The sequence below is a fragment of the Paenibacillus sp. FSL R7-0026 genome, assembly GCF_038004485.1.
GTDB lineage: Bacteria > Bacillota > Bacilli > Paenibacillales > Paenibacillaceae > Paenibacillus > Paenibacillus xylanexedens_A.
The window spans coordinates 1,837,512-1,857,733 of record NZ_JBBORG010000001.1 but is presented as its reverse complement, the minus strand read 5'-3'; the positions used below and the strand labels follow the sequence as shown (position 1 = coordinate 1,857,733).

The window sequence follows — 20,222 nt, the reverse complement described above, 5'->3', positions numbered from 1 at the left end:
TCGTAATGACAAGCTAAACAAATACACGAAATGAATTGAACTGGATTTAAAAAAGGGGAACTCTCATTACATGACATCACATACAGGACCATTTAATATTGAACAACAATTGTTCGACGCAGCCGCAAAATTTGTGAAGCAACGTTATCCTCAGGGATGGGGCGGCGCGGGTGCCGTCTATACCGAAGCTGGCTCCCTGCTGATTAGTGTAGCTCCAGAGGTCATCAACGATGCCACGCATCTGTGTATGGAAACAGGAGCTTATCTGGAAGCCCACAAATTGAACGAACGCGTCACCCACTCCCTCTGTATCGCTCGTGATGACGAGCATTCAGAATTCAAGGTCCTTACACCTTGCGGTGTGTGCCAGGAACGATTATTTTACTGGGGCGAAGAAGTCAAAGCTGCCGTATATGATCCTTCTGGCCAACTGGTCTTCAAGAGACTGGATGAGATTCAACCTTACCATTGGTCCAAGGCATATCGGGATAAAAAGTAATCTCCTTGCGAATTATAGAAAGTGGCTTTATAATTGTAACCATATTAGTTTCAACTAAAAGGATGATGGAGGTTATAATAAAATGAATATTGAGATATGGTCTGATTTTCTGTGCCCTTTCTGTTATATCGGCAAACGCCGCCTGGAGAATGTACTGGAACAGTTCCCACACCGTGATGAAGTGAAGCTGCAATTTAAAAGCTTCGAGCTTGATCCAAACGCTGCATTGAACCCAGGCAAAACCAATTCGGAATATCTGGCTGCCAAATATAATATGAGCGTGGAACAGGCCAAAGGTATGAATGCCCAGATGAATGCCAATGCTCGTACGGCAGGACTGGAATACAATATTGATGCCATGATTCCTACGAACTCCTTCTCAGCTCACCGCTTGACACACTGGGCAGATACACAAGGCAAAGCGCTTGAACTGAGTGAACGGATATTCCAAGCTGTGTTTATTGAAGGTAAACACTCCGGCGACCCTGAAGTGTTGGCTCAGTTAGCAGAGGAAGTCGGCTTGGATCGAGAGGCAGCTACGGCAGTGCTGTCCAGTGATCAATTCACCGACAATGTCCGCGCTGACCAAGCAGAAGGCGAGCAACTCGGCATCCGCGGTGTACCGTTCTTTGTATTCGACCGCAAGTTCGCCGTATCAGGTGCTCAGCCTGACGAGGTGTTCCTGGATGCCATTCAAAAAGCATGGGACGAGCGTTCCCCATTCACCATGGTTGAATCCAACACAACAGAAACAGACGGCAGTGGTATCTGCACAGATGACGGATGCGCAGTACCACCATCCGATTCGAATAAATAACACAAAAGCAGCAGGATCAGGGGATATTTCCCGAGCCTGCTGCTTTTTTATATACTACACACGACTCTAGCTCATTGTATAATTTGTGTTTGATGAACAGTTACTGTGGAGGGGACGGAATCGATTCTGAAGAAGCGAAGCGTTCGCCTTTGTCTTCAAATTTTATCCTCTAAAAAGAGGAATCAAAAAAATTTGGAGACAACAGCGATCAAAAGAACGATTCCGTAACCGGAACAACCACCAGTAGTTCATCAAACAATTATATTCAATTAGCGACTACCCACTTAATCCCAGAACAGTTGATCCGGATGTGGTCCAGTCCGCTTATCCGAATCCAGTGCATCAATCTGTCTCAACTCATCCGGAGTCAATTCAAAGTCAAAGATGTCCGCATTCTCACGAATACGCTCCGGGGTAACCGACTTCGGAATCGTCACAATCTGATTCTGAATGTCCCAGCGCAGAATAATCTGTGCTGGTGTTTTCCCATATTTCTGGGCCAACGCTTTGAGGGTAGACTCTTGGTTCAGCTTGCCCTTCATAATAGGACTCCATGCCTCCAGCTGAATTCCCTGCGCCCCGCAGAAATCCTGAAGTTCCTGCTGGATCAGACCCGGATGCAGCTCTACCTGATTTACCGCAGGCACCGTTCCGCACTCATCTATGATATCTTGCAAATGGTGAACTTGAAAATTACTCACACCAATCGCACGAATACTTCCTTCGCTATATAGACGTTCGAATGCTCTCCACGTCTCCTTATACTGGTCTCTGCCAGGCCAGTGAATTAAATAAAGATCAATCACATTCAATCCAAGTGCCTTCTGACTGGCTTCAAATGCTCTCAACGTTGAATCAAATCCCTGATCCTCATTCCAGAGCTTGGTCGTCACAAACAGTTCGTTACGGGAAACACCACTGCTTGCAATAGCTTGTCCCACTTCTTCCTCATTGCCATAGATGGACGCGGTATCAATACTGCGATATCCAACCTCCAAAGCGGTCTCAACCGCCTGTTGTACTTCCTTACCTTTTGCTTTATATGTTCCAAATCCTAGCCATGGCATCGTTACTCCGTTGTTCAGAATCGTACAATCTGTAATATGTTTTGTCATTCTGTACCTCCCGTATGGAATTTTGCCTGCTCTTGTTCTATTAACCTTCTCACAGAATTTTAAGCGACCATTCGACATACTGTCGGAGTAAACCCATAATCGAGAGTCTTTGCAAAAGATATGAAAAACCCGCAAAGCATTACTGCCCTGCGGGTTCTGATGTGACAGGAACGTTATAAATCCCCTTGACCGTGCTGACTCTGGATTGAATTCAATCTTCTCTTCTCCTCGATGAACATTTCCTCTGCCAACTCAACACCTTGCCCTCCGAGTGAAAGCTCTGCTTGTCGCATCGCCTGCTCCGTGTGTGCCAGACGTCGTTCCGCCTGTACAATGGTCTGTGCCGTCGGATGAGACATGGCCTGAGATACAGCATAATGAAGCTTGTTCACCGCATTTTGCGCCTGAGATACGGTGGTATCGGCTTGCAAACTGGAATCATAACGCTTCGGCATGAGTATTCCTCCTTGGGATTATCATGTTCCTGTTACCCCTTTAGGATGGATAACACAAGCCTTCCTTATTCTTCTTTTGTGTTTTCATCGTAACTTTAGTTGATTACGCTACGTTAATTAGATAATCATGCCGAATCAGGAGGAATTCATTTGAAGAAAATATTACTGACACTCTGTATGCTGCCCTTCTTCATTTGGTTACAAGGCTGCGCTCCTGCAACATACGAGATAGAAGGATATACAGAATCATCCATTAATCCAGACATCCCGGTTCCAACCAATGCAAAGCTTGTTGAAAACATAGCTTATTCGGATGATCCCAACCTTAAAAAAGGTGCTAAGTATGAACTCAAACATATTGGGGGTGAGCAAGGACTATACCCGCCAATGGATTATTTTCAGAAGCTAGCGGATACAGGATGGGTGGAATTAGAGGAAAAACGGCTGGGACATGTACATTTTCTGAAAAAGGATACTACCGTCATTGCCATTGAAATTCGAGAAGATACCTTCCAAATTACTGAAATGGTCAAAGGTGCTATGGAGTAACACATCCTTTCACTGCTACCCAAACGCAAAAAAAGGAGAGGCACGTAGCCCCTCCTTTCTGATGTGTGGACAGTTTTCTCCACTCACCTTGTTATATCCTGTTACTTCACGAACTTTGCGACTTTGACGAGCACTTCTTCTTCTGTCGGCGCACTGATGTACCGACCGTTGATAAAGACAAACGCACGTTTCGCGCAAGGACCGCAATAGGATTTGCACCCAATCTTGATCTCCGTGTCTGGAGCCATTTTTTGCAACTTGGGCACAATCGATTTCAGTCGGACATGATTACACTTTTCGCATACACGGATATCGTTAGCCATGAGTTCCCCTTCTTCGCGCCCTTAGTGGTCGCCGTGATTACCTTGGGATGGATTCGTAATAACAAATCCCTCTTCCGGGAAGTAGAGGTAGTCAATTTTAACACCGTTCAACAAAGGCTGGTCATTTGCAAGAATGACATCAATCTCTTTATCGGTAGATACAACCGTATCATTTTCTTTTGGTGTGTCGAGATCAAGCCCGTAGTGAGCATGGTCACCATGTGCATGGGTGATGACAACGCGCAGTTTTTTTCCTTCGTTCTCCGGCTTGTCCAATTCAAGCTTCAATACTTTAGCAGCATTACGCGTAATTTTGCAGTTCATTCTCTTCATCTCCTATATTGTAATTGCAGGTTTCAACAATTTCAGCATTCTTAAACTACAGCATCTATTGTAAAGAAAGTTACCGCTCTTCGCAATAACATTGATGCGAATTCAATGTTAAAATGATCCATCGGGCCGCAAATTAAGAAGGAGCCCCTTCCTGAAGCACAGGATATTTGCGTTCTGCCCGGCTTACAAACCAGTTCATCAGAATCAAAGTGACCCCGATATCATCGATGGGCATAAAGGGCATTACGTCAGGAAGTACCCAGTACAACAGCGCTGGAATAATAAACAACAGCTTTTCTCCCAAAGGAATCTGCGGAGCCCGGAGCAGCCGGGGGAGCCTTTTGAAAACTTGTGTCCATCGTTTGAACGACAGCAGTCTTCTCCACTTCATTTGAATCCCTCCGTATAATAAATATATGTCGCCTAAACGGCACGTTCATCATTACCCGTTCGAAAACCATTCAGAACGAATGACGTGACATGCCATTATCAAAAAATAATAAAAACGGAACGTCGCTCATAGCGTCCGTTCCTGTTATACGAATGATCTACTGTTAAGTTTCACACCATCATAATTCGGGGTCTTGCTTCATTGTCCATTGGATAACAGTTCAGCCAGCAACATTCCCACTTCGATACAAATATCATCAAACTGTTCTACGGGAAGCGGATTAACACCCAATCCAACTTCTACCGTGAAGCCCGGTCTACCGAAATCTTGAATAAACCAGTCCTTGTATCCGGCATCACTGCCACCGAGCTTCACCGCCTTGTACCCGGAAGCTTTGGCGAGTCTACGCGACAGCGGTCCACTCTCCCTGGGTTCCAGATCACGGTAGTTCCAATAGATCTCCTGGCCCTGACTATGCAGGGATACAACCGCATCAAATGTATGTTGCTGCGTCCACTGCGCAAGGGCCTGTGCCTCCGGTTCTGTCAATGGCGCTGTCCCCGCATAATCCCTGGGGCCAGGTGAGGTCATACCTCTTCTCGCTGCCTCTTCATCCCAATGGGCTGGAAATTGATCATTCAGATCCACCCCTCTGATGTTGGCCTTCCAATGGGTGAAATGTGATCTGTCGGCATTCCAGGCTAACAACTGCTGTGCATGGGGGTGCTGATTGACCACACCTTCCTGAACCAGTTCGACCCCGTCTGGATTAACCATCGGCACGGCCCAAAGTGTCGTCTCTTGCATCCAGCGTTCTGTCTGGTATTGATGCCATGTCCTATGTGCACTATACGCCTCGGCGTACTCTTCGATAAACTTCATCAGAACCGCTGTTGTCAACCACTCGTTCGCATGAATGGAAGCGTTAACATGGATATGTCTCGACCCTTGCCCAATACGCAAATAAGGCAGCGCCTTCCCCATGACACTTGTTCCAATGGACCCCGTTTCAATAAACGGGTATTGATTCTCCAGCTTGTCTATATCCCTGATTAATTCTCGATAACCATACTCTCCCTGAATCTTTACAATAGTTTTTCCATTCGAAGCCGGAATATGAATACAGCGACCAACCCAGTCGGTTATATTGGTAATTTCGGGATTGGCCTGGCGCAACACCTCTTCGTCCAGACCAAATCTCCCTGCAATCTCCCCTACACGTTCTCCAGGCGGTACAGCGTATCTGCGACCCGTCCCGGGGACAATACGTAGCATCTGACCTGCCAGCAAGTATGGCTGGGAAGCCACTTCCGGGTTTAGTGCAGCAAGGAACTCTTTGGTCATATGGTGTGCTGACGCAATTCGCGGCAACGTATCTCCCCGTTGAACAATAATCCACTGTAGATCCATGTTGTTCTCCTTTCCACAGGAAAAGACAGGTCTCCTGTCCAGTTCTGACCGATTTCGTGTCTGTAACATATGTATGCAGGTCAGGTTGTCCGTCATGTGACAAGAATCATGTTTATCTCCTGTTAATGCATAATGACGACAAAAAATCCCGGAACCTCACAGTTCCGGGATAGTCCACAACCAAATTACATTAATTAAAAGTCTTATTCATGCATATTTTGAATATAACTATGATAATTGCGTTACCTGCCAGACAACAGGGGTCTTGGAAATCTGCTCCCCCAACCATCGACGGGTGATATTCTGGAACATTCTCGGGTCACCCGTGCAGAAAAATTGATGCACCGGAGTCTCATCCCCACTGGCCAGCTTTCGTTTGTCATATAAAATCGTACTGATTTCACGTGCCGTTTCATCTGCTGAACTGATTAACTTCACTTCCTGTCCCATAACTTCCTGAATCGTGTCCATGAGAAAGGGATAATGCGTACAACCCAGAATAAGACAATCGATTGGCTGTTGTTTGATCTCGCCCAATGATTGTTCCACCGTATGTGTCGTGTGCTCGGAACGAAATTCACCTTGTTCCACCAACGGCACCAGCGCCGGACAAGCCTGACTGACCACATCAATATAGGGGGACAACTGCTTGAGTGCCGATGTATAAGCCCCACTACCTATGGTACCCGTGGTACCAATCACACCAATACGTCCTGTACGTGTCGCTGTGATTGCGGCCCGCGCACCCGGATGTATAACACCAATGACAGGCATATTCACCTTGGCACGGATATACTCCAACGCGGCTGCTGTTGCTGTGTTACAGGCGATAACGATAACCTTCGGATCGAATTGGATCAAGAAATCAACGATTTGTTCCGTAAATTGTTTTACTTGTTCGGACGAACGGGGTCCGTACGGTGTCCGGGCAGTATCCCCAAAATAAATGATCTTTTCCCGCGGGAGCTGACGCATCACTTCCTTGGCGACGGTCAATCCCCCCACACCGGAGTCTAATATAGCGATTGCTTGCTGCACGAACACACCGCTTCCTTCTTCATTGAATTGGTTCTCAAAACGATTGTTTCTCAGAGCTTTCTTCCTACCGTATGAACATTCCGGCAAAAAGGTACCTACATCTTACCCGATTTCATCGCAGGGTTCAAATTAAATCCACGCGCTACGTCATCTATGTGTGGACACGCAACAAAGCAGGCTCTCCTCTAATCAGAGGAAAGCCTGCTTATCAAGCTTTGCTTAGTTGTCGTCCTTGGACTCATCCGCAGGAAGCTTCGCTACGATGTCAATTCCGGGTTCATCCACTGTTTTATCGATATCATTATCAACAATGGCTGCCGATATGCGAATTTCTTTCCCTTCAGCGCAATTGCGCCAGGATTGAATATCCTGAATCACGACATCTGCGGTCTCTTTAACTTTGGATACGATCTGCGAACTTTGTTCTCCCACGATACCAGCCAGTTCCTGACCTTTCTCCGATACCTGACGAGCACCTTCTGTAATATCCTGACGAAGTTCACGTCCCGATTTCGGCGCCAGCAATAATGCCGTTACTGAACCAACCACGGAGCCAATAAGAGCTCCCCACAACAAACTTTTGTTAGAATCCTTCACGTCACATCTCTCCCTTTACTATTGTTTAAGTACCGGATCAGAAGCAACGGTCTGTCGCTCAGCCATCCGGGCGAATGCCTACTCTGTTGATGCATTATAAGCAGCACAGGCTTGACTTGACACTCCAGATGTTAAAAATAATCTGAACGCCCTTTTTGAATGGATGCAAATGACTCGGCTAACTCAGTTCTGACGAGCCGGCTCGAGATCAGCCGCGGCATGCTCATCCCCCGGGTCCAAATCAATCACATATCGTCCAGGTGCAATCAATGCCGCCTGATGTTCACAACGCCAGCGACGTCCACCTGAAGAACCCAGCGTCTGTCCATCTTGCAGAACATCCCCCTGATCAAATATGTAATACGCTGCACCCAGTAAGGTCTGAGCAACCGTATCGGGATCAAGACCGACGAAGTGACACTGGACATCAGGTACACCCAGCGCAGATAATCCCACGGTATCCATGACCAACCCGCGCTGTTCCTCTGTACCTCCGGCTTGATACATTCGAACGTTCATGGCTGCATACAGATGTTCCTCACGTTCCTGAGCTTGCGTATATGCTTCCGGTTCAACCAGCTTGTCACTGCCATACCAATACAGCGCATCACAGGTCAAACTTTCCATGATTGCCAGTACAGTCTTCTGAAACAGCTCCAAGCGCTGTTTGCGAGGCATGGCAGCGGTGAACATATCATGTATCCGAATGGAGTAACGCGCAGCTTCCACAGCTTGTCCTGCATCCGGCCAATGCCATGCTTGTTGCAGAGCACCGCCAAAGCGAGCACGATCTGCGATTTCATTCACAGGAAGCATGCAAGTCTGAGCAGGGATATCCCCTTCCTGGAAGGATACCTTATGGTCCAGATGATAGAAGACAAGCATCTCATGCTTTTGCCCTCCGCTTTCTTGTTTCACATCCAGTCGGACTTGTCCTGTATGACGAATCATCGCTTCCTGCAAACGCAGGCGATCCACCTCTGGACGTTCCCGGAACAAAAGTTCAACCATATACACCGGATGGAATCCGGAAGGTGTTTCATTTGTTTCGTTACTTTCAGTATTTACTTCATTGAATTCTTTTGATTCATTTGTCATGCGATTTCCCTCATTCCTTACGCTGTCCCTCGGCCTGTGCCGTATTGAAAGGACCAAGTTCTTTTTCCACGTAGGCGCTAACCTGAGTAGTAAAATGTTCAAGTATACTCGGCAACTCTACGCTAAGTGGATGGAGCTCAGACCGCTCCCAAGTGAAATAATCCTGCACCAGTGGCTTGCGTAACGTGACAAGCTGACGCAATATCTCATAGGTCGGATTATCAAAAACCTTTTCTTCATAATTAATCTGAATAATATCATCATAACTGCTCGCATCTCTCATGATGAAGCCGTCTATCAGATAACTTCCCACATCGGTAACAATTTCGATCGCCAGGTGAAGACAACGTTCCTGTACCATCCCCAGCATGAGACTGCCATCCCAAGCTTCTGCTGCCCCGCGAAGCCCTTCAGCTACTTCCGGTACAGCAGCAAGCCGGCGGGCAATCTGTTCTCTGTTCACATAATACATTCGTTCACTTCCCGTTCAGTGAGTTATCGGTTCCGTTTCCCTCTTCGCTTAAGCCAGAATATCATCACAGGACAAGCGATTAGAAACACAACAAAAATATATAGAAATTCCATAACGTCTCTTAAATCGCTCATGCAGAGTCCCCTTTATCTCAACGTAGTTTGAATGACAGATCAGATTTCGTAGTCCACTGCAATTGACTGTTCTCTGACTTCGTTCATGTACTTGATAACTTCCTGATGAAGCGGGTGTACCTGATACGCCTGGAGATCCTCCAGTGACGCAAACTCCGCTGTGAGTGAAATGTCGAACGATCTCTCCGAGCGAAGCACATCAATCCCGATTTCAAGTGAAACCAAGACATCAATTTTACCTTCCAGATTGCGAAGCACCTGAGCTGCAGCTTCAATACTTTCTGCTGAGCGATCTTTCATTTTGAACAGGACAATATGTTTTATCATCTGGGCAAACACCTCGTTTAATATAATAGTAGAAATGAATGAATTTTCATGTATCCAAAATATATCATAACGTTCTCTATTACGAAAGGATACTTGGAAACGTTCTCTTGATAAGAAAAACTAATCCGAACCGTTTCCTTTCGATTCGGATTTCTTTTGCGTTCCATCCTCCGTCTGTTTCGCGGATTCATCCTGCAGAGTTTGTCCTGTTTCAGCTTGCTGTTTGATGTTGTCTGGAGTTTGCTGTGGTTTGGCCCATTCACGATTCATCAGATCCTCCTGATCTTCCTGTTTCTTCAACACTGCAATGGCCTGTCTGAGCTTTGCAGGCAATGGAAGACCGATTTTGGCATAATTCTCGGTAATCGAAATGAGTTCATTCACCAGATAGAAATAAATAGCTCCGCCTTTGATAAAATCGGTTCCCATGATCAGATCAATTCGATGAGCAAGCAAAACAACGGTCAGCATGAGCCCTTTGCGAGCAATCCCCCAGAATCCAATGTTGCTATTCAACCCGGTACCTGTTCTTACCGCCGCTGCCAAACCTGTTATATAATCCACAGCCATCGCGACCGCGAGCAGGCTCAGCAATTGATCCCATCCGCCAAAAGCAAACGTAACAAATGCTCCCGAGATGACAGCAAAGGTATTCACAGATAGATGCACGTTCCTCACCTCTCCTTTACACTTGAGTATCATACAATATATGTAAAAGTAAGAGATTTGACAGGTCACATGTCATGCTGAACATGCGGATTTATCATTTCAGATTTGTGCACATCCTCTTCGCAACAAGGGAGCGAAAATCACATGCTTTTGGGGAATTCAGGGAAATAAACCGCATCATATCAACAAAAAACAGATAAAAGTTCTTTAGACCTAATAATAAGTAATTAGAACTATATTATTTTTATTCCTGTTCAATTTCTCCCCTCATTTTTAGTGAAACATTGTAATCTAGGAATATACTAGGATGTGAATTGCGCATGGTCTAGTTCGTAGTTCCCTCTTTATCGTGAATTCACGCATTGACGCATTTGTAACCGGTAATCCCGGCACTTGAAAGTACCCCGTTGTTTATTGTAGTATTTGGTTAAAAAAAATCGGAGGAAATATGCCTAATCAACCAGAACAACATTCCATCCAGGCGTGGTCTCTGATCAACCGTAAATACTTGGGAAAAGGCGTCCGTGTTAAACGATTCCGAAAACCGACACGCTGTCAAATCCGCAATCGTGTTCTTCTTGCCGTGCTGATGGCCAATGATATCAAGTTGTCCCAGCTTGCTGAAGACCTCTCCATCTCTTCACGCAGTGTCAGTGCGTGGGTATATGAAGGACGGATACCCGGCAGTACCAATTTGGACAAGACTTGCCAACTACTCGGCTACCCGCGTCATATTCTCTTCAATGAAGAAGTTGTGCGTAATAGCCCTGTCATATGTCAACCCGAGTCATCTCGCTTCATGAAGCGTACGGTGACCCGTTCTCCGGTTAGTAACCGTATTTTGACAGGCTTGTGTATGGTCCATGATCTGTCGGTGACAGATGTCAGCCACTGGATCGGGGTTCATCCCGGCACTTTCCGCAAATGGCTGCATCAGGGAACACTGCCTTCTGCTGCATTTCAGGAACAAGCGGAGCAATTTTTCCGTATCCCGAAAACTATTTTGTTCGCAGATGTCATCTTGAAAGATCGTCGCAACAACTAATAAGCGAACAGTCAAAAGGCTCTGATCTCCCCATAGGGAGGCCAGAGCCTTTTTTAAAATAAAATGCATGCCTTCTCTCTCGGACTTGAAGCACTGTTCTGGCTATTCCATCAGAAATGTCAGATAACCTACCCTTTTTCGCCTTTTGCTCCCAAGGAGAGCCATCACAGCCCGCTACAAGCTAAGTTTATGCATTTCATCGAGACCATTCTCTCTAAAAGGTCATCCTAACCTCGTGTTTAACACTTCATTAATATATCTCAATCCGGTATATCGAGGACGAAGCGTATGCGCTGTGTTGAATGCATGTTCCACCATCTCCGGTGTTACACCGAGTTGCTCAGTAGTCACAGGGCCACCTACTTGTTCCAACCATGCGATGAGCTGAGAAGCCTCTGGCAATTGGTCATATATCCCAAACACCGGTTCACCCGATGTCTGTGCAAGTTCTTTATATTTCACCGTAAGCAATGCACAAGCTACGCCAACTTTGGCACCATGCAGAACCGGTCTTTCTCCCGCTTGCATCAGATCCATCTCCAAGATGTGGGATAGATGATGCTCACCTCCGGATGCCGGACGGGAATGGTCAATGATCAGCATGGAGATACCGGAAACAATTAATGCGTCCATTAATACAGCTACTCCCTCTGCTCGCCCCTCCGCAATCGCTTGTACATGATCTATGCAGGTATTCAGCGCTTCTTCTGTCATCCGATAAGCAACTGGACAGAACGGTTCTCCGCCCAGTTCACGGGAAACAATCCAGTCTGCAAGCGAAGTATATTTACCAAGCATATCTCCGAATCCGGCAGCCGTCATCACTTGTGGGGCTTGCTCCAGAATATCCAGATCGGCAAAGATGGCTTCAGGCGGAACAGCCTGAAATGTCTGTTTGATTCCGCTTACAATTAAGGGTGCACCCGCAGAGGTAAACCCATCCACTGAAGCCGCTGTCGGTATCGACAAAAAGGGCTTGTTCATTTTGGAACAAACAAATCTCACCAGATCATGAATGGTACCTGAACCCACCGCAATAACAGCCTGACTTTCCAGATTCACACCCAACATGACCTGTACAATAGCCGCTTCATCCGCAATGATATCCCCCGTCCGATTCTCCGGCAGAGCGATCTCATCCACATGCATTCCCGCTTCGCGAATACTACTCAGCACATCAGATCCGGCGGCCCGAAACGTATGTTGATCATAAATAATCGTCACCTGATGGTATCCTTGCTCAGACAAATAACCCGGTAACCTCTGAATGGCCCCAGCTTCCAGATGTATCAGCATATCCACCACCCGGTGTTGATGACCGCAAGCACACTGCTGTGCTTCCTTATTCCATGCTGCAATTCGTTCGTTCATATTCATTCGCTCTTACCCTCCCATATGAGATATCATGCATAATTAACGGGTTAAAACCACAAGATAAAAAAGGAAATAAAATGTGATGATTTTCCTGATCACACTTTACTGCCTGTACCCAATATTTGCAAATCCATATCTCACATTTCCAAGTAGGTGAAGCAATGAAATTAACAAAAGAATTAGGAATTTCGCTCGGTTTTCTCGCCGGAACCACTTTTGGCAGCGGTATCGCTTTTTTGTTTCGTCTCCAGTCGGTTGAAGTGGTTGCCAGTGTAACGCTATTTGGTATTGCAGGAGCCATTGCCGGGATCATCACGGCAGTCATTCTGCGCCAGCGGCAACATTAGCATTAGCATGCTGGTAGCAAAATGTAGGCTTCACACGAATGATCCACAAAATAAAAAAAGGTTCGTGAGTTGCCCTAGAGCAACTCACGAACCTTTTTTTGTTAGATGCGGTCGAGAGGACTCGAACCTCCACGGGGGTTAGCCCACACGGACCTGAACCGTGCGCGTCTGCCAATTCCGCCACGACCGCATAATATGTATCTCCTCATCCATCGATGAAAAGCGTTCCGGTGAAACAATTCCTTGTTTTACCGTAATTCAGAGTATACATGCTCCAAAATAAAAATGCAACTTCTTTTTTATTCATTCAAAAAAAGGACATATGTCCTTTTTTCTCAACTTCAAACACCCTATCGTAGCATTAAACAACAAATATACCATCCATAAGAATGCAAAAATGAAGGAGAGATCCACCTTGAAAACAACCCATCTGTGCTTTATCGGTGCCGGGTTTCATGCATCCACGAATATTTACCCTTCTGTTGTTGAAGCCGGAGCGCAGATCCAGGCCATTGCCACACGCAGTATGGAACGCTCTGAAGCAGCTCTGCTACGATTTGGCAGCAACGGACAAGCGTATGACAATGCTCAGCTTATGTTGCAGCAGGAAATCTGTGACGGAGTCGTTGTGGTCGCCCAGCCTGTAGATCAGACCGCTCTTGTTCTCGAATGCATTCGGGCTGGCAAGAATGTATACGTGGATAAGCCGCTCGGATGGAACACAGCGGAAGCCGCCACTGTAGCAGAAGCTGCCGAGCAGGCTGGCGTCGTTGTCATGGTCGGTTTTATGAAACGTTATGCCCCCGTATACATGAAGCTGAAGGAGCTAATTGATAGTGGTTCGCTAGGTAAGGTACGTTCATTCCAGATGAAATTCGCTGTAGACAGTACCCCATTTTGCAAGGATGAGGAACAGTTCATGAAGCTCGCTGCCATTCATATGGTCGATCTGATGCGTTACTTATTCGGGGAAGTAATACGAGTTACAGGCACAACCGTGAAGGATGGGGGACACATTAATCAAAGCATTTCCCTTGTATTTGAGAATAACGTAGTAGGCAGCGCTTATTTTACCGGCATGAGTGCTTGGTCACGGGAGAGTGAAAATGTACTCGTCACCTTTGACAACGGATTTGCGTCAGCTGAAGAGATCAACACACTTACTGTTCATCAATCCCGAAGCTCGACCAGCCCTCCCTGGAAATCTCTCGAGGAGCAAGATACCGTATATACACCTTCCGGGTCTCCCATGTCAGGAGCTTATCGCGACCTTTATCTACGCGGGTTTGTTGGTGAAATGGCGCACTTCATCGCGTGTTGCCAGAATCAGACTGTCCCACATTCCAGCGCCAAGGATAATATTGCAACGATGGCTCTATGTGACTCCATTCTATCGTCACTGAAGTAGCGTATATACGCTCATGATCATATTTTATACATCCAGAGAAGAGGAACTAATCTCATGTTGGACACAGGTCTACTTATCATTCGTCTCGTGATTGGTTTCATTATGATTGGACATGCATGTAAGAAACTGTTTGGCTGGTTTGGAGGCGAGGGTATATCAGGGACGGCTGAATTCTTCGGAGCGATTGGCCTGAAACCGGCTAGAGCCTTGGCAGTGTGTGCCGGACTTGCTGAACTGATCGGTGGATTCCTTTTTGGAGTCGGTCTATGGATTATCGTTGGTGCCGTTCTGCTCATTCTTCCGATGATTGTAGCCATAGCCAAGGTGCATGCCGATAAAGGTCTATGGAATCTGAACGGAGGATTCGAATATAACCTTGTGATGATCGGATCATTACTTGGTGTTGCTCTCGCAGGAGCCGGTGCATACTCCCTCGATGCCCTGATATAATGTACAAAATTCATCACATGGAGCCTCAATGTTTCGCAAGACGAAACCGGGGCTCTTTTTTTTCTTATAGACATCATCGCATCTGCCTGAGCCTAGAATTAGGGTTTATAATCTGCATCATAAGTGATATGCTCTTTCATGAACTATACGTACTTTATGTAATATAACCACCCAAATAGATACCATAGAAAATCACCGGAAAGTGGAGGTGTACTTATAATGAAAAAGGACGCAACCAAGCTATGTCCCGCGCCATACGGCTGTTCCGTGGAAGTTACCCTCAGTGTGATCGGAGGCAAATGGAAAGGTGCCATTTTGTATCATTTATTCTCCGGTCCTTTGAGATTTAACGAGCTCCGAAAATTGTTTCCTGACATCACCCAGCGTATGCTCACCCTGCAACTTCGAGAGTTGGAAGGAAGCGGAATTGTCCATCGTGAAATATACCCCCAGATCCCACCTAAAGTGGAGTATTCCCTCACACCATTTGGTGAAACGTTACGGCCGATCATCTTCAGCATGCGAGATTGGGGAGAAACGTATACAAATGAGGTTCTGGCCAGATCCTCACAAGAGGTATAAAACACAAAAGAAGCTGGCCCTGGTTTTTAGGGAACAGCTTCTTTGCTTGCTTATTTGATAACCGTCTGGATCGTAACCGTACGGTTACGTCCCTCTTCCTTCGCTTGATACAATGCATTATCCGCCAAGTGAAACAGTTCTGTGGATGTTGTGGAGTGCTTCGGATATTCAGCAATTCCAGCCGAGATGGTGACGGAACGATCTATAGGCAATATGCTTTCTTCGACCGTTATTCGGATACGTTCAGCAATCTCAAAAGCCACGTTAGACTCGGAATTTCTTAACAAGACTACAAATTCCTCTCCACCAAACCTGGCGCAGACATCTTCTGTTCGAACAGACAATTGAATGATATTGGCAATATGTTTCAATACTTCATCCCCAGCATGATGCCCGAATGTATCATTAATGGACTTGAAGCGGTCAATATCCAGAACAATAATGGAGAACGGCACGTCATCCTGAATCCATTCCTGGATGACTTCTTCGAAGGTTCTACGATTGTTCATGCCTGTTAACACATCTGTTCTGGCATCATAGACAAGCTGGTTAGTCTGTTTCCTAAAGTTCGCCAATGCGCCAACAACCGCTCTTGTGAGAAGGTCTGCCTCTCTATTCCAGTGAGGTTTCATCACAGGCAGATCCACTTGTCCCTTATCGACCTGATTCACCAAATCAGCCAGCATAGCAAAAGGACTGGCCAGCTTGCGTGCAACCCGAACCACAATAAGGGTCAGGATCAGGAAAGGCACTGAGGTGTACAGCAACAACATACGGATATGATGATTCAACTGATCGTACACCGTTTGGGTTGGAGACACGATTACGACGCCCCAATCTGTTGATGGAACTTTGTAATAACCTGCAAGCGAATCCACACCTGCCAGATTTTTGTATTGTTCTTTACCGTGCTTGTTTACTAGCAGCTTTTGCACCACTTCATTTTTACTGACATTTTCACCAATTCGATTGGTGTTTGGGTGAAATAACAAAGTGCCCTTCTTATCCACAATAAAAAAGTAGGAACCATTACTTGTCTTGAGCTGACTGCCAAAAGACAGACTCAATATATTATTTTCCTGCAAAAAGATATTTCCACCGATTGTTCCTTGGTACTCCCCTGCCGAATCAAAGATCGGTTCACTGACAAATACAATTCTGCGTTTGGTTCTGGGTGTCTGGTACGCTTCGGAGATATACGAAGCCCTCAATTTAACCGCTTCTTTTGCTGCATTGGAACTAACATGGTGACCTACACTAGCCTGTGAGTACGGTGAGGTAGACCTGATTACTCCCTCTTTATTTACCAAAGAAACGGAATTGAAGAAATTACTGCTATTGCGAACCAAATCCAATGTGGAATTCAACTCTTTTGTATTGGAGTGATCCATATCCGGGAAATATGTGGCTGCATATTTCAAGCTCTCCTGCATGGAATAAAAAAGCGAATCCAGCGTTTGGCTCATTTGCACAGCGCTTGCATAGTTTAGGGACAGGGTGTTATCAATGAGTGACTGTTTCTGAGATGTATAAGATGAGATAACCATGAGGGTCAATGTCATTAAAACTGAAATAGTGACCAACCCGCCGAGTAAAGCCGTGAGGCTAATCTTCTTGATGTTTTTTATTTTTCTTCGTAATCTAGATCTCTTGATCTGTGCAATCATCGTTTTACTTCCCCCGGATTTTCATGAAAAAGCATATTCCTTCTATCTTATACGAAAGTTGTTAAGATCAAATAAAGAGACTGAGAAATCTTAACAATTACATCGTAAGATTGACGATTTAATGACATTTTACTTTCCCTGGAAGAATCACTGTTCAGAATCGCCCTAATCGACAATGATATATCCTTCTTCTGGCTCTTGTTCAACAAACCCTGCCATCTGACGAACCTGAAATTCGATCGGGTGATGACTACCCATTAAAATGCGATTTTGAACTTCATCCGCTGTTTCTGTAGGTAATGCGAACGCACGTGTATAAGCAAACTGTGCCTGAAGTGTCGTATAGATCGCATTGACAAGTCGATCGTTGCCCGCACGCCCGAACACATTAAGGATGACAGCTCCGTCCGAGTCCAGCTTGTCCTTGACCATGGCAAAAAAATCACTGGATATAAACTGCTCGGGTGTACCCGTTGCCGTAAAGGCATCAATAACAATATAATCATATGTCGCAGCGGGTTCCTGGCCTAATAATTCACGACCATCCCCAATGAGCACAGGACTTCCCTCATATCCAAAAAAGGTCCGGCTCAACTCCACGACCTCTGCGTCAAGCTCAGCCACCTTTACCTGACGATCAGACAAGTAGGTTGGCAATGTGCCAATACCATGTCCCACCATAAATACGGTATCAAACTCAGGATCATTAGTTTCCATAAGATGCACCATCGCTCTTGGATACTCCAACACCATCCGGGCAGGCTCATCCAGATCCATGGCGCCCTGCACAGCTGCGTTGGAGAATTCTAATACACGAAACTGGCCCTTTTCTCCATAAAGCTTTTTGGTATCATATACCGTCAGCTCATGCTGTTCACTTTTATTCCGATACAGAACTCTCACTAACCGTTCTCCCTTCGATCTCTTGCACACATTCGACATATACCTTCATTCTATTACACGGGATGACAACATACCACCCTATACTTTAAAGATCATAGTACAACAAAAAAACCGTTCCGACTCATACGGAAACGGCCTTTTGATGAACCATTCAACACCACTAAGACCCTATGGCCTCATGCAGAGCCTGGACATATGCTACACCCAGATTAGAGAGAGAAGTGCTCTTGTGGCTTATCCACCCTACATTAATGGATTCCTCACATTCCAGCGGTACAGGAATGATCTCGTCTCCATTCAGATCAGCGCTAAGTACACCCGTAGAGATCGTATAACCATTCAGACCAATCAACAGGTTAAACAATGTTGCGCGGTCATTGACCTGTATGCTTTTGGGGTGAGATAACGTACTCAGGATTTCTTCGGAAAAATGAAAGGAATTGTACTCTCCCTGATCAAATGACAAGTACGGATAATCCTGCAGTTGCTCGATTGCAACCGACTCTTGCTTCGCCAGCGGGTTCTTCACACTGATAAAGATATGGGGCTTGGCTATGAACAAACTCGTGAAAACCAACCCCGCATCTTTTAACAATTTGTTAATCACCTTCGCATTGAACTCATTCAGATACAGGATGCCAATTTCACTACGCAGGCTTTTCACGTCCTGAATAATCTCGTAGGTCTTTGTCTCCCGAAGCGCCAACTCGTATTCATCCTGACCATACTGCTGTACCAGACGAACAAAAGCATTCACTGCAAACGCATAATGCTGCGTCGATACAGAAAAGTGCTGCGGGGATGGCTTGGCGTTCAGATAACGATTCTCCAGCAATTCAGCTTGTTCTACCACCTGACGCGCATAACTCAGAAACTCAACGCCTTCTTTAGACAGAGATATTCCCTTATTGGTACGTTCAAAAATAGTAATTCGCAACTCCTGCTCCAGATCCCGAATGGCATTCGAAAGGCTGGGTTGCGAGATAAACAACCTTTTGGCTGCTTCATTCATGGAACCGCGCGTGGCAACTTCGATCACATATTTTAGTTGTTGTAATGTCACTGCACTATTCCTCTTTTCGTATCAATTGAATCTATTATATACCAAAAGAGGATCCGAACTTAAGCCATGCTTGCTGTCGGTCTCACTACAATCTCATTTACATCCACCTCTGCCGGCTGGCTAATGGCGAACAAGATACTTTGCGCAATCGCCGAGGCAGGAATGGATATGCGCCGATACTCTTTCATGAGATCACGTGCTTCTTCATCAGAAATCGTATCCGCGAGTTCCGATTCCGTCACGCCCGGCGATACAAGGGTTACACGGATATCTCCGCCTACCTCCTGTCGCAATCCTTCCGAGATGGCGCGGACCGCGTATTTGGTTGCACAATACACCGCAGCCGTTGGTGACACGGCATAGGCTCCAATAGAGGCGATATTAATAAACTGGCCAAAACCCTGCTTTTTCATGACAGGCAGTCCAGCTGCAATGCCATGCAGAACCCCACGAATGTTAACATCTATCATACGATTCCACTCATCTACTTTTAACGATTCAAGGGGAGATAGCGGCATAACTCCAGCGTTATTTAAAATAACATCGACACGTCCATAGCGAGTTTGAGCGAGGTCAACGATGGTTTGCATCTCTTCCAATCTGGTAACATCCAGCGAATGATACTCCACAGATCCACCTTCCAAACGAATGGAGGAGGCCAATGCCTCCAAACGTTCCATACGTCTAGCTCCAATAACTACATGTGCTCCATGCTGTGCAAGCAATCGAGCTGTTGACTCGCCAATTCCACTACTCGCACCGGTAATGACAACAACTTTCCCTTTTACATTGGACATATTATATCGCTCCTTATTTGGTTTTTATTGTACATTTTCTCTATACAAAACCATGCCTGCATGATACAAAACGCCGTCCCTGAAGTCTCCATCCGCTGTAAATCCCGTATCATCCACGTATTCTATATGTTTCCCATGAACAACATAGCGACCCTGATAGGCACTTTGCCGATCTCCTCTCGCTTCATCATATCTACCACAAGGAAGAAGTTCGTGTCTGATATATCCATCCTTCGTGACCCACATCCCCACATACGGGTGTTTTGGTTCTTGTTGGTCGCCCATTGAATTGCGCTCCATTGTTTCTCACTCCTCTCTGCTTCATAAGATTCCGTTGCTTATCTCCATTATGTAGAGGA

Annotated in this window: 25 protein-coding genes, 1 tRNA gene and 1 pseudogene; 8 read left to right on the top strand and 19 right to left on the bottom strand. The window is 45.9% G+C overall.

Annotated features, from left to right (window positions below; translation table 11 throughout):
• Positions 1-70 precede the first annotated feature (70 nt).
• Both MKY44_RS08595 and MKY44_RS08590 read left to right on the top strand, forming a co-directional pair.
• Entirely contained in the window at positions 71-499 is a 429-nt protein-coding gene (locus MKY44_RS08595) for a cytidine deaminase (protein ID WP_341006775.1), read from the top strand.
• Between the two features lie 82 nt (positions 500-581).
• The gene (locus tag MKY44_RS08590) at positions 582-1,316 is read left to right on the top strand and encodes a DsbA family oxidoreductase (protein ID WP_341006774.1); all 735 of its coding nucleotides are present in this window, start codon (positions 582-584) and stop codon (positions 1,314-1,316) included.
• A gap of 284 nt (positions 1,317-1,600) precedes the next feature.
• Here the strand turns inward: MKY44_RS08590 and MKY44_RS08585 are convergent, their stop codons facing one another.
• The gene (locus MKY44_RS08585; RefSeq protein ID WP_341006773.1) at positions 1,601-2,431 is read right to left on the bottom strand and encodes an aldo/keto reductase; all 831 of its coding nucleotides are present in this window, start codon (positions 2,429-2,431) and stop codon (positions 1,601-1,603) included.
• A gap of 173 nt (positions 2,432-2,604) precedes the next feature.
• Positions 2,605-2,886, bottom strand: a complete 282-nt coding sequence (locus tag MKY44_RS08580; RefSeq protein ID WP_036609724.1) for a hypothetical protein — start codon at positions 2,884-2,886, stop codon at positions 2,605-2,607.
• A gap of 150 nt (positions 2,887-3,036) precedes the next feature.
• Between MKY44_RS08580 and MKY44_RS08575 the strand changes: the two genes are divergently transcribed.
• Positions 3,037-3,435 carry a hypothetical protein gene (locus MKY44_RS08575; protein WP_341006772.1) on the top strand — a complete coding sequence of 133 codons (399 nt, stop codon included), beginning with the start codon at positions 3,037-3,039 and terminating at the stop codon, positions 3,433-3,435.
• Positions 3,436-3,536: 101 nt separating this feature from the next.
• Here the strand turns inward: MKY44_RS08575 and MKY44_RS08570 are convergent, their stop codons facing one another.
• From MKY44_RS08570 to MKY44_RS08525, 10 genes and pseudogenes are all read right to left on the bottom strand, one after another.
• Positions 3,537-3,758: a DUF1450 domain-containing protein gene (locus MKY44_RS08570; protein WP_091032287.1), complete on the bottom strand. Its 222-nt coding sequence runs from the start codon at positions 3,756-3,758 to the stop codon at positions 3,537-3,539.
• Between the two features lie 21 nt (positions 3,759-3,779).
• The gene (locus tag MKY44_RS08565; RefSeq protein WP_036670085.1) at positions 3,780-4,082 is read right to left on the bottom strand and encodes a heme biosynthesis protein HemY; all 303 of its coding nucleotides are present in this window, start codon (positions 4,080-4,082) and stop codon (positions 3,780-3,782) included.
• 142 nt (positions 4,083-4,224) lie between these two features.
• On the bottom strand, positions 4,225-4,482 hold the full coding sequence (locus MKY44_RS08560; RefSeq protein WP_017689423.1) for a hypothetical protein: 258 nt from the start codon (positions 4,480-4,482) through the stop codon (positions 4,225-4,227).
• Positions 4,483-4,680: 198 nt separating this feature from the next.
• Entirely contained in the window at positions 4,681-5,892 is a 1,212-nt protein-coding gene (locus MKY44_RS08555; protein ID WP_341006771.1) for a M14 family metallopeptidase, read from the bottom strand.
• Between the two features lie 228 nt (positions 5,893-6,120).
• On the bottom strand, positions 6,121-6,930 hold the full coding sequence (gene racE / locus MKY44_RS08550; RefSeq protein WP_036610949.1) for a glutamate racemase: 810 nt from the start codon (positions 6,928-6,930) through the stop codon (positions 6,121-6,123).
• Positions 6,931-7,149: 219 nt separating this feature from the next.
• Entirely contained in the window at positions 7,150-7,527 is a 378-nt protein-coding gene (locus tag MKY44_RS08545; RefSeq protein ID WP_017689426.1) for a YtxH domain-containing protein, read from the bottom strand.
• Positions 7,528-7,710: 183 nt separating this feature from the next.
• Positions 7,711-8,625: a DUF4261 domain-containing protein gene (locus MKY44_RS08540; RefSeq protein ID WP_341006770.1), complete on the bottom strand. Its 915-nt coding sequence runs from the start codon at positions 8,623-8,625 to the stop codon at positions 7,711-7,713.
• Between the two features lie 10 nt (positions 8,626-8,635).
• Entirely contained in the window at positions 8,636-9,097 is a 462-nt protein-coding gene (locus MKY44_RS08535; RefSeq protein ID WP_341006769.1) for a DUF86 domain-containing protein, read from the bottom strand.
• A gap of 173 nt (positions 9,098-9,270) precedes the next feature.
• Positions 9,271-9,558: a Dabb family protein gene (locus MKY44_RS08530; protein ID WP_017689429.1), complete on the bottom strand. Its 288-nt coding sequence runs from the start codon at positions 9,556-9,558 to the stop codon at positions 9,271-9,273.
• Between the two features lie 285 nt (positions 9,559-9,843).
• Positions 9,844-10,227, bottom strand: a pseudogene (locus MKY44_RS08525) (phage holin family protein); the annotation flags it as partial.
• A gap of 448 nt (positions 10,228-10,675) precedes the next feature.
• Between MKY44_RS08525 and MKY44_RS08520 the strand changes: the two are divergent.
• The gene (locus MKY44_RS08520) at positions 10,676-11,272 is read left to right on the top strand and encodes a helix-turn-helix domain-containing protein (protein ID WP_017689431.1); all 597 of its coding nucleotides are present in this window, start codon (positions 10,676-10,678) and stop codon (positions 11,270-11,272) included.
• A gap of 222 nt (positions 11,273-11,494) precedes the next feature.
• Here the strand turns inward: MKY44_RS08520 and MKY44_RS08515 are convergent, their stop codons facing one another.
• On the bottom strand, positions 11,495-12,649 hold the full coding sequence (locus tag MKY44_RS08515) for a sn-glycerol-1-phosphate dehydrogenase (protein ID WP_341006768.1): 1,155 nt from the start codon (positions 12,647-12,649) through the stop codon (positions 11,495-11,497).
• A gap of 158 nt (positions 12,650-12,807) precedes the next feature.
• Here MKY44_RS08515 and MKY44_RS08510 point away from each other — a divergent pair, with 158 nt between their 5' ends.
• Positions 12,808-12,993: a hypothetical protein gene (locus MKY44_RS08510; protein WP_036609735.1), complete on the top strand. Its 186-nt coding sequence runs from the start codon at positions 12,808-12,810 to the stop codon at positions 12,991-12,993.
• Positions 12,994-13,099: 106 nt separating this feature from the next.
• On the opposite strand, the gene MKY44_RS08505 is transcribed toward MKY44_RS08510, so the two are convergent.
• Positions 13,100-13,183: transfer RNA gene (locus MKY44_RS08505), tRNA-Leu, on the bottom strand.
• Positions 13,184-13,408: 225 nt separating this feature from the next.
• Here MKY44_RS08505 and MKY44_RS08500 point away from each other — a divergent pair.
• From MKY44_RS08500 to MKY44_RS08490, 3 genes are all read left to right on the top strand, one after another.
• Positions 13,409-14,401 (top strand): Gfo/Idh/MocA family protein, encoded by a 993-nt coding sequence (locus tag MKY44_RS08500; RefSeq protein WP_341006767.1) that lies wholly within the window; start codon positions 13,409-13,411, stop codon positions 14,399-14,401.
• A 54-nt stretch (positions 14,402-14,455) separates the two neighbouring features.
• Positions 14,456-14,851, top strand: coding sequence for a DoxX family protein (locus tag MKY44_RS08495; protein ID WP_341006766.1), 396 nt, complete (start codon positions 14,456-14,458; stop codon positions 14,849-14,851).
• A 219-nt stretch (positions 14,852-15,070) separates the two neighbouring features.
• On the top strand, positions 15,071-15,433 hold the full coding sequence (locus MKY44_RS08490) for a winged helix-turn-helix transcriptional regulator (protein WP_074094421.1): 363 nt from the start codon (positions 15,071-15,073) through the stop codon (positions 15,431-15,433).
• 50 nt (positions 15,434-15,483) lie between these two features.
• Here the strand turns inward: MKY44_RS08490 and MKY44_RS08485 are convergent, their stop codons facing one another.
• From MKY44_RS08485 to MKY44_RS08465, 5 genes are all read right to left on the bottom strand, one after another.
• Positions 15,484-16,899, bottom strand: coding sequence for a sensor domain-containing diguanylate cyclase (locus MKY44_RS08485; protein WP_445670643.1), 1,416 nt, complete (start codon positions 16,897-16,899; stop codon positions 15,484-15,486).
• Positions 16,900-17,265: 366 nt separating this feature from the next.
• Entirely contained in the window at positions 17,266-18,003 is a 738-nt protein-coding gene (locus MKY44_RS08480) for a spermidine synthase (protein WP_341006764.1), read from the bottom strand.
• Positions 18,004-18,163: 160 nt separating this feature from the next.
• Positions 18,164-19,066, bottom strand: a complete 903-nt coding sequence (locus MKY44_RS08475; RefSeq protein WP_341006763.1) for a LysR family transcriptional regulator — start codon at positions 19,064-19,066, stop codon at positions 18,164-18,166.
• A gap of 59 nt (positions 19,067-19,125) precedes the next feature.
• Positions 19,126-19,863, bottom strand: a complete 738-nt coding sequence (locus MKY44_RS08470; RefSeq protein WP_100529278.1) for an SDR family oxidoreductase — start codon at positions 19,861-19,863, stop codon at positions 19,126-19,128.
• Positions 19,864-19,887: 24 nt separating this feature from the next.
• Positions 19,888-20,163 carry an Atu4866 domain-containing protein gene (locus tag MKY44_RS08465; RefSeq protein ID WP_218034846.1) on the bottom strand — a complete coding sequence of 92 codons (276 nt, stop codon included), beginning with the start codon at positions 20,161-20,163 and terminating at the stop codon, positions 19,888-19,890.
• Positions 20,164-20,222: the final 59 nt, after the last annotated feature.

Bases quoted from the DNA above. Each gene is read 5' to 3' on its own strand.
- MKY44_RS08495 (WP_341006766.1), top strand. From the start codon at position 14,456: ATGTTGGACACAGGTCTACTTATCATTCGTCTCGTGATTGGTTTCATT.
- MKY44_RS08560 (WP_017689423.1), bottom strand. From the start codon at position 4,482: ATGAAGTGGAGAAGACTGCTGTCGTTCAAACGATGGACACAAGTTTTC.
- MKY44_RS08485 (WP_445670643.1), bottom strand. From the start codon at position 16,899: ATGAGCCAAACGCTGGATTCGCTTTTTTATTCCATGCAGGAGAGCTTG.
- MKY44_RS08590 (WP_341006774.1), top strand. From the start codon at position 582: ATGAATATTGAGATATGGTCTGATTTTCTGTGCCCTTTCTGTTATATC.
- MKY44_RS08585 (WP_341006773.1), bottom strand. From the start codon at position 2,431: ATGACAAAACATATTACAGATTGTACGATTCTGAACAACGGAGTAACG.
- MKY44_RS08510 (WP_036609735.1), top strand. From the start codon at position 12,808: ATGAAATTAACAAAAGAATTAGGAATTTCGCTCGGTTTTCTCGCCGGA.
- MKY44_RS08490 (WP_074094421.1), top strand. From the start codon at position 15,071: ATGAAAAAGGACGCAACCAAGCTATGTCCCGCGCCATACGGCTGTTCC.
- MKY44_RS08515 (WP_341006768.1), bottom strand. From the start codon at position 12,649: ATGAATATGAACGAACGAATTGCAGCATGGAATAAGGAAGCACAGCAG.
- MKY44_RS08465 (WP_218034846.1), bottom strand. From the start codon at position 20,163: ATGGAGCGCAATTCAATGGGCGACCAACAAGAACCAAAACACCCGTAT.
- MKY44_RS08520 (WP_017689431.1), top strand. From the start codon at position 10,676: ATGCCTAATCAACCAGAACAACATTCCATCCAGGCGTGGTCTCTGATC.
- MKY44_RS08555 (WP_341006771.1), bottom strand. From the start codon at position 5,892: ATGGATCTACAGTGGATTATTGTTCAACGGGGAGATACGTTGCCGCGA.
- MKY44_RS08570 (WP_091032287.1), bottom strand. From the start codon at position 3,758: ATGGCTAACGATATCCGTGTATGCGAAAAGTGTAATCATGTCCGACTG.
- MKY44_RS08540 (WP_341006770.1), bottom strand. From the start codon at position 8,625: ATGACAAATGAATCAAAAGAATTCAATGAAGTAAATACTGAAAGTAAC.
- MKY44_RS08470 (WP_100529278.1), bottom strand. From the start codon at position 19,863: ATGTCCAATGTAAAAGGGAAAGTTGTTGTCATTACCGGTGCGAGTAGT.
- MKY44_RS08580 (WP_036609724.1), bottom strand. From the start codon at position 2,886: ATGCCGAAGCGTTATGATTCCAGTTTGCAAGCCGATACCACCGTATCT.
- MKY44_RS08565 (WP_036670085.1), bottom strand. From the start codon at position 4,082: ATGAACTGCAAAATTACGCGTAATGCTGCTAAAGTATTGAAGCTTGAA.
- MKY44_RS08595 (WP_341006775.1), top strand. From the start codon at position 71: ATGACATCACATACAGGACCATTTAATATTGAACAACAATTGTTCGAC.
- MKY44_RS08530 (WP_017689429.1), bottom strand. From the start codon at position 9,558: ATGATAAAACATATTGTCCTGTTCAAAATGAAAGATCGCTCAGCAGAA.
- MKY44_RS08535 (WP_341006769.1), bottom strand. From the start codon at position 9,097: ATGTATTATGTGAACAGAGAACAGATTGCCCGCCGGCTTGCTGCTGTA.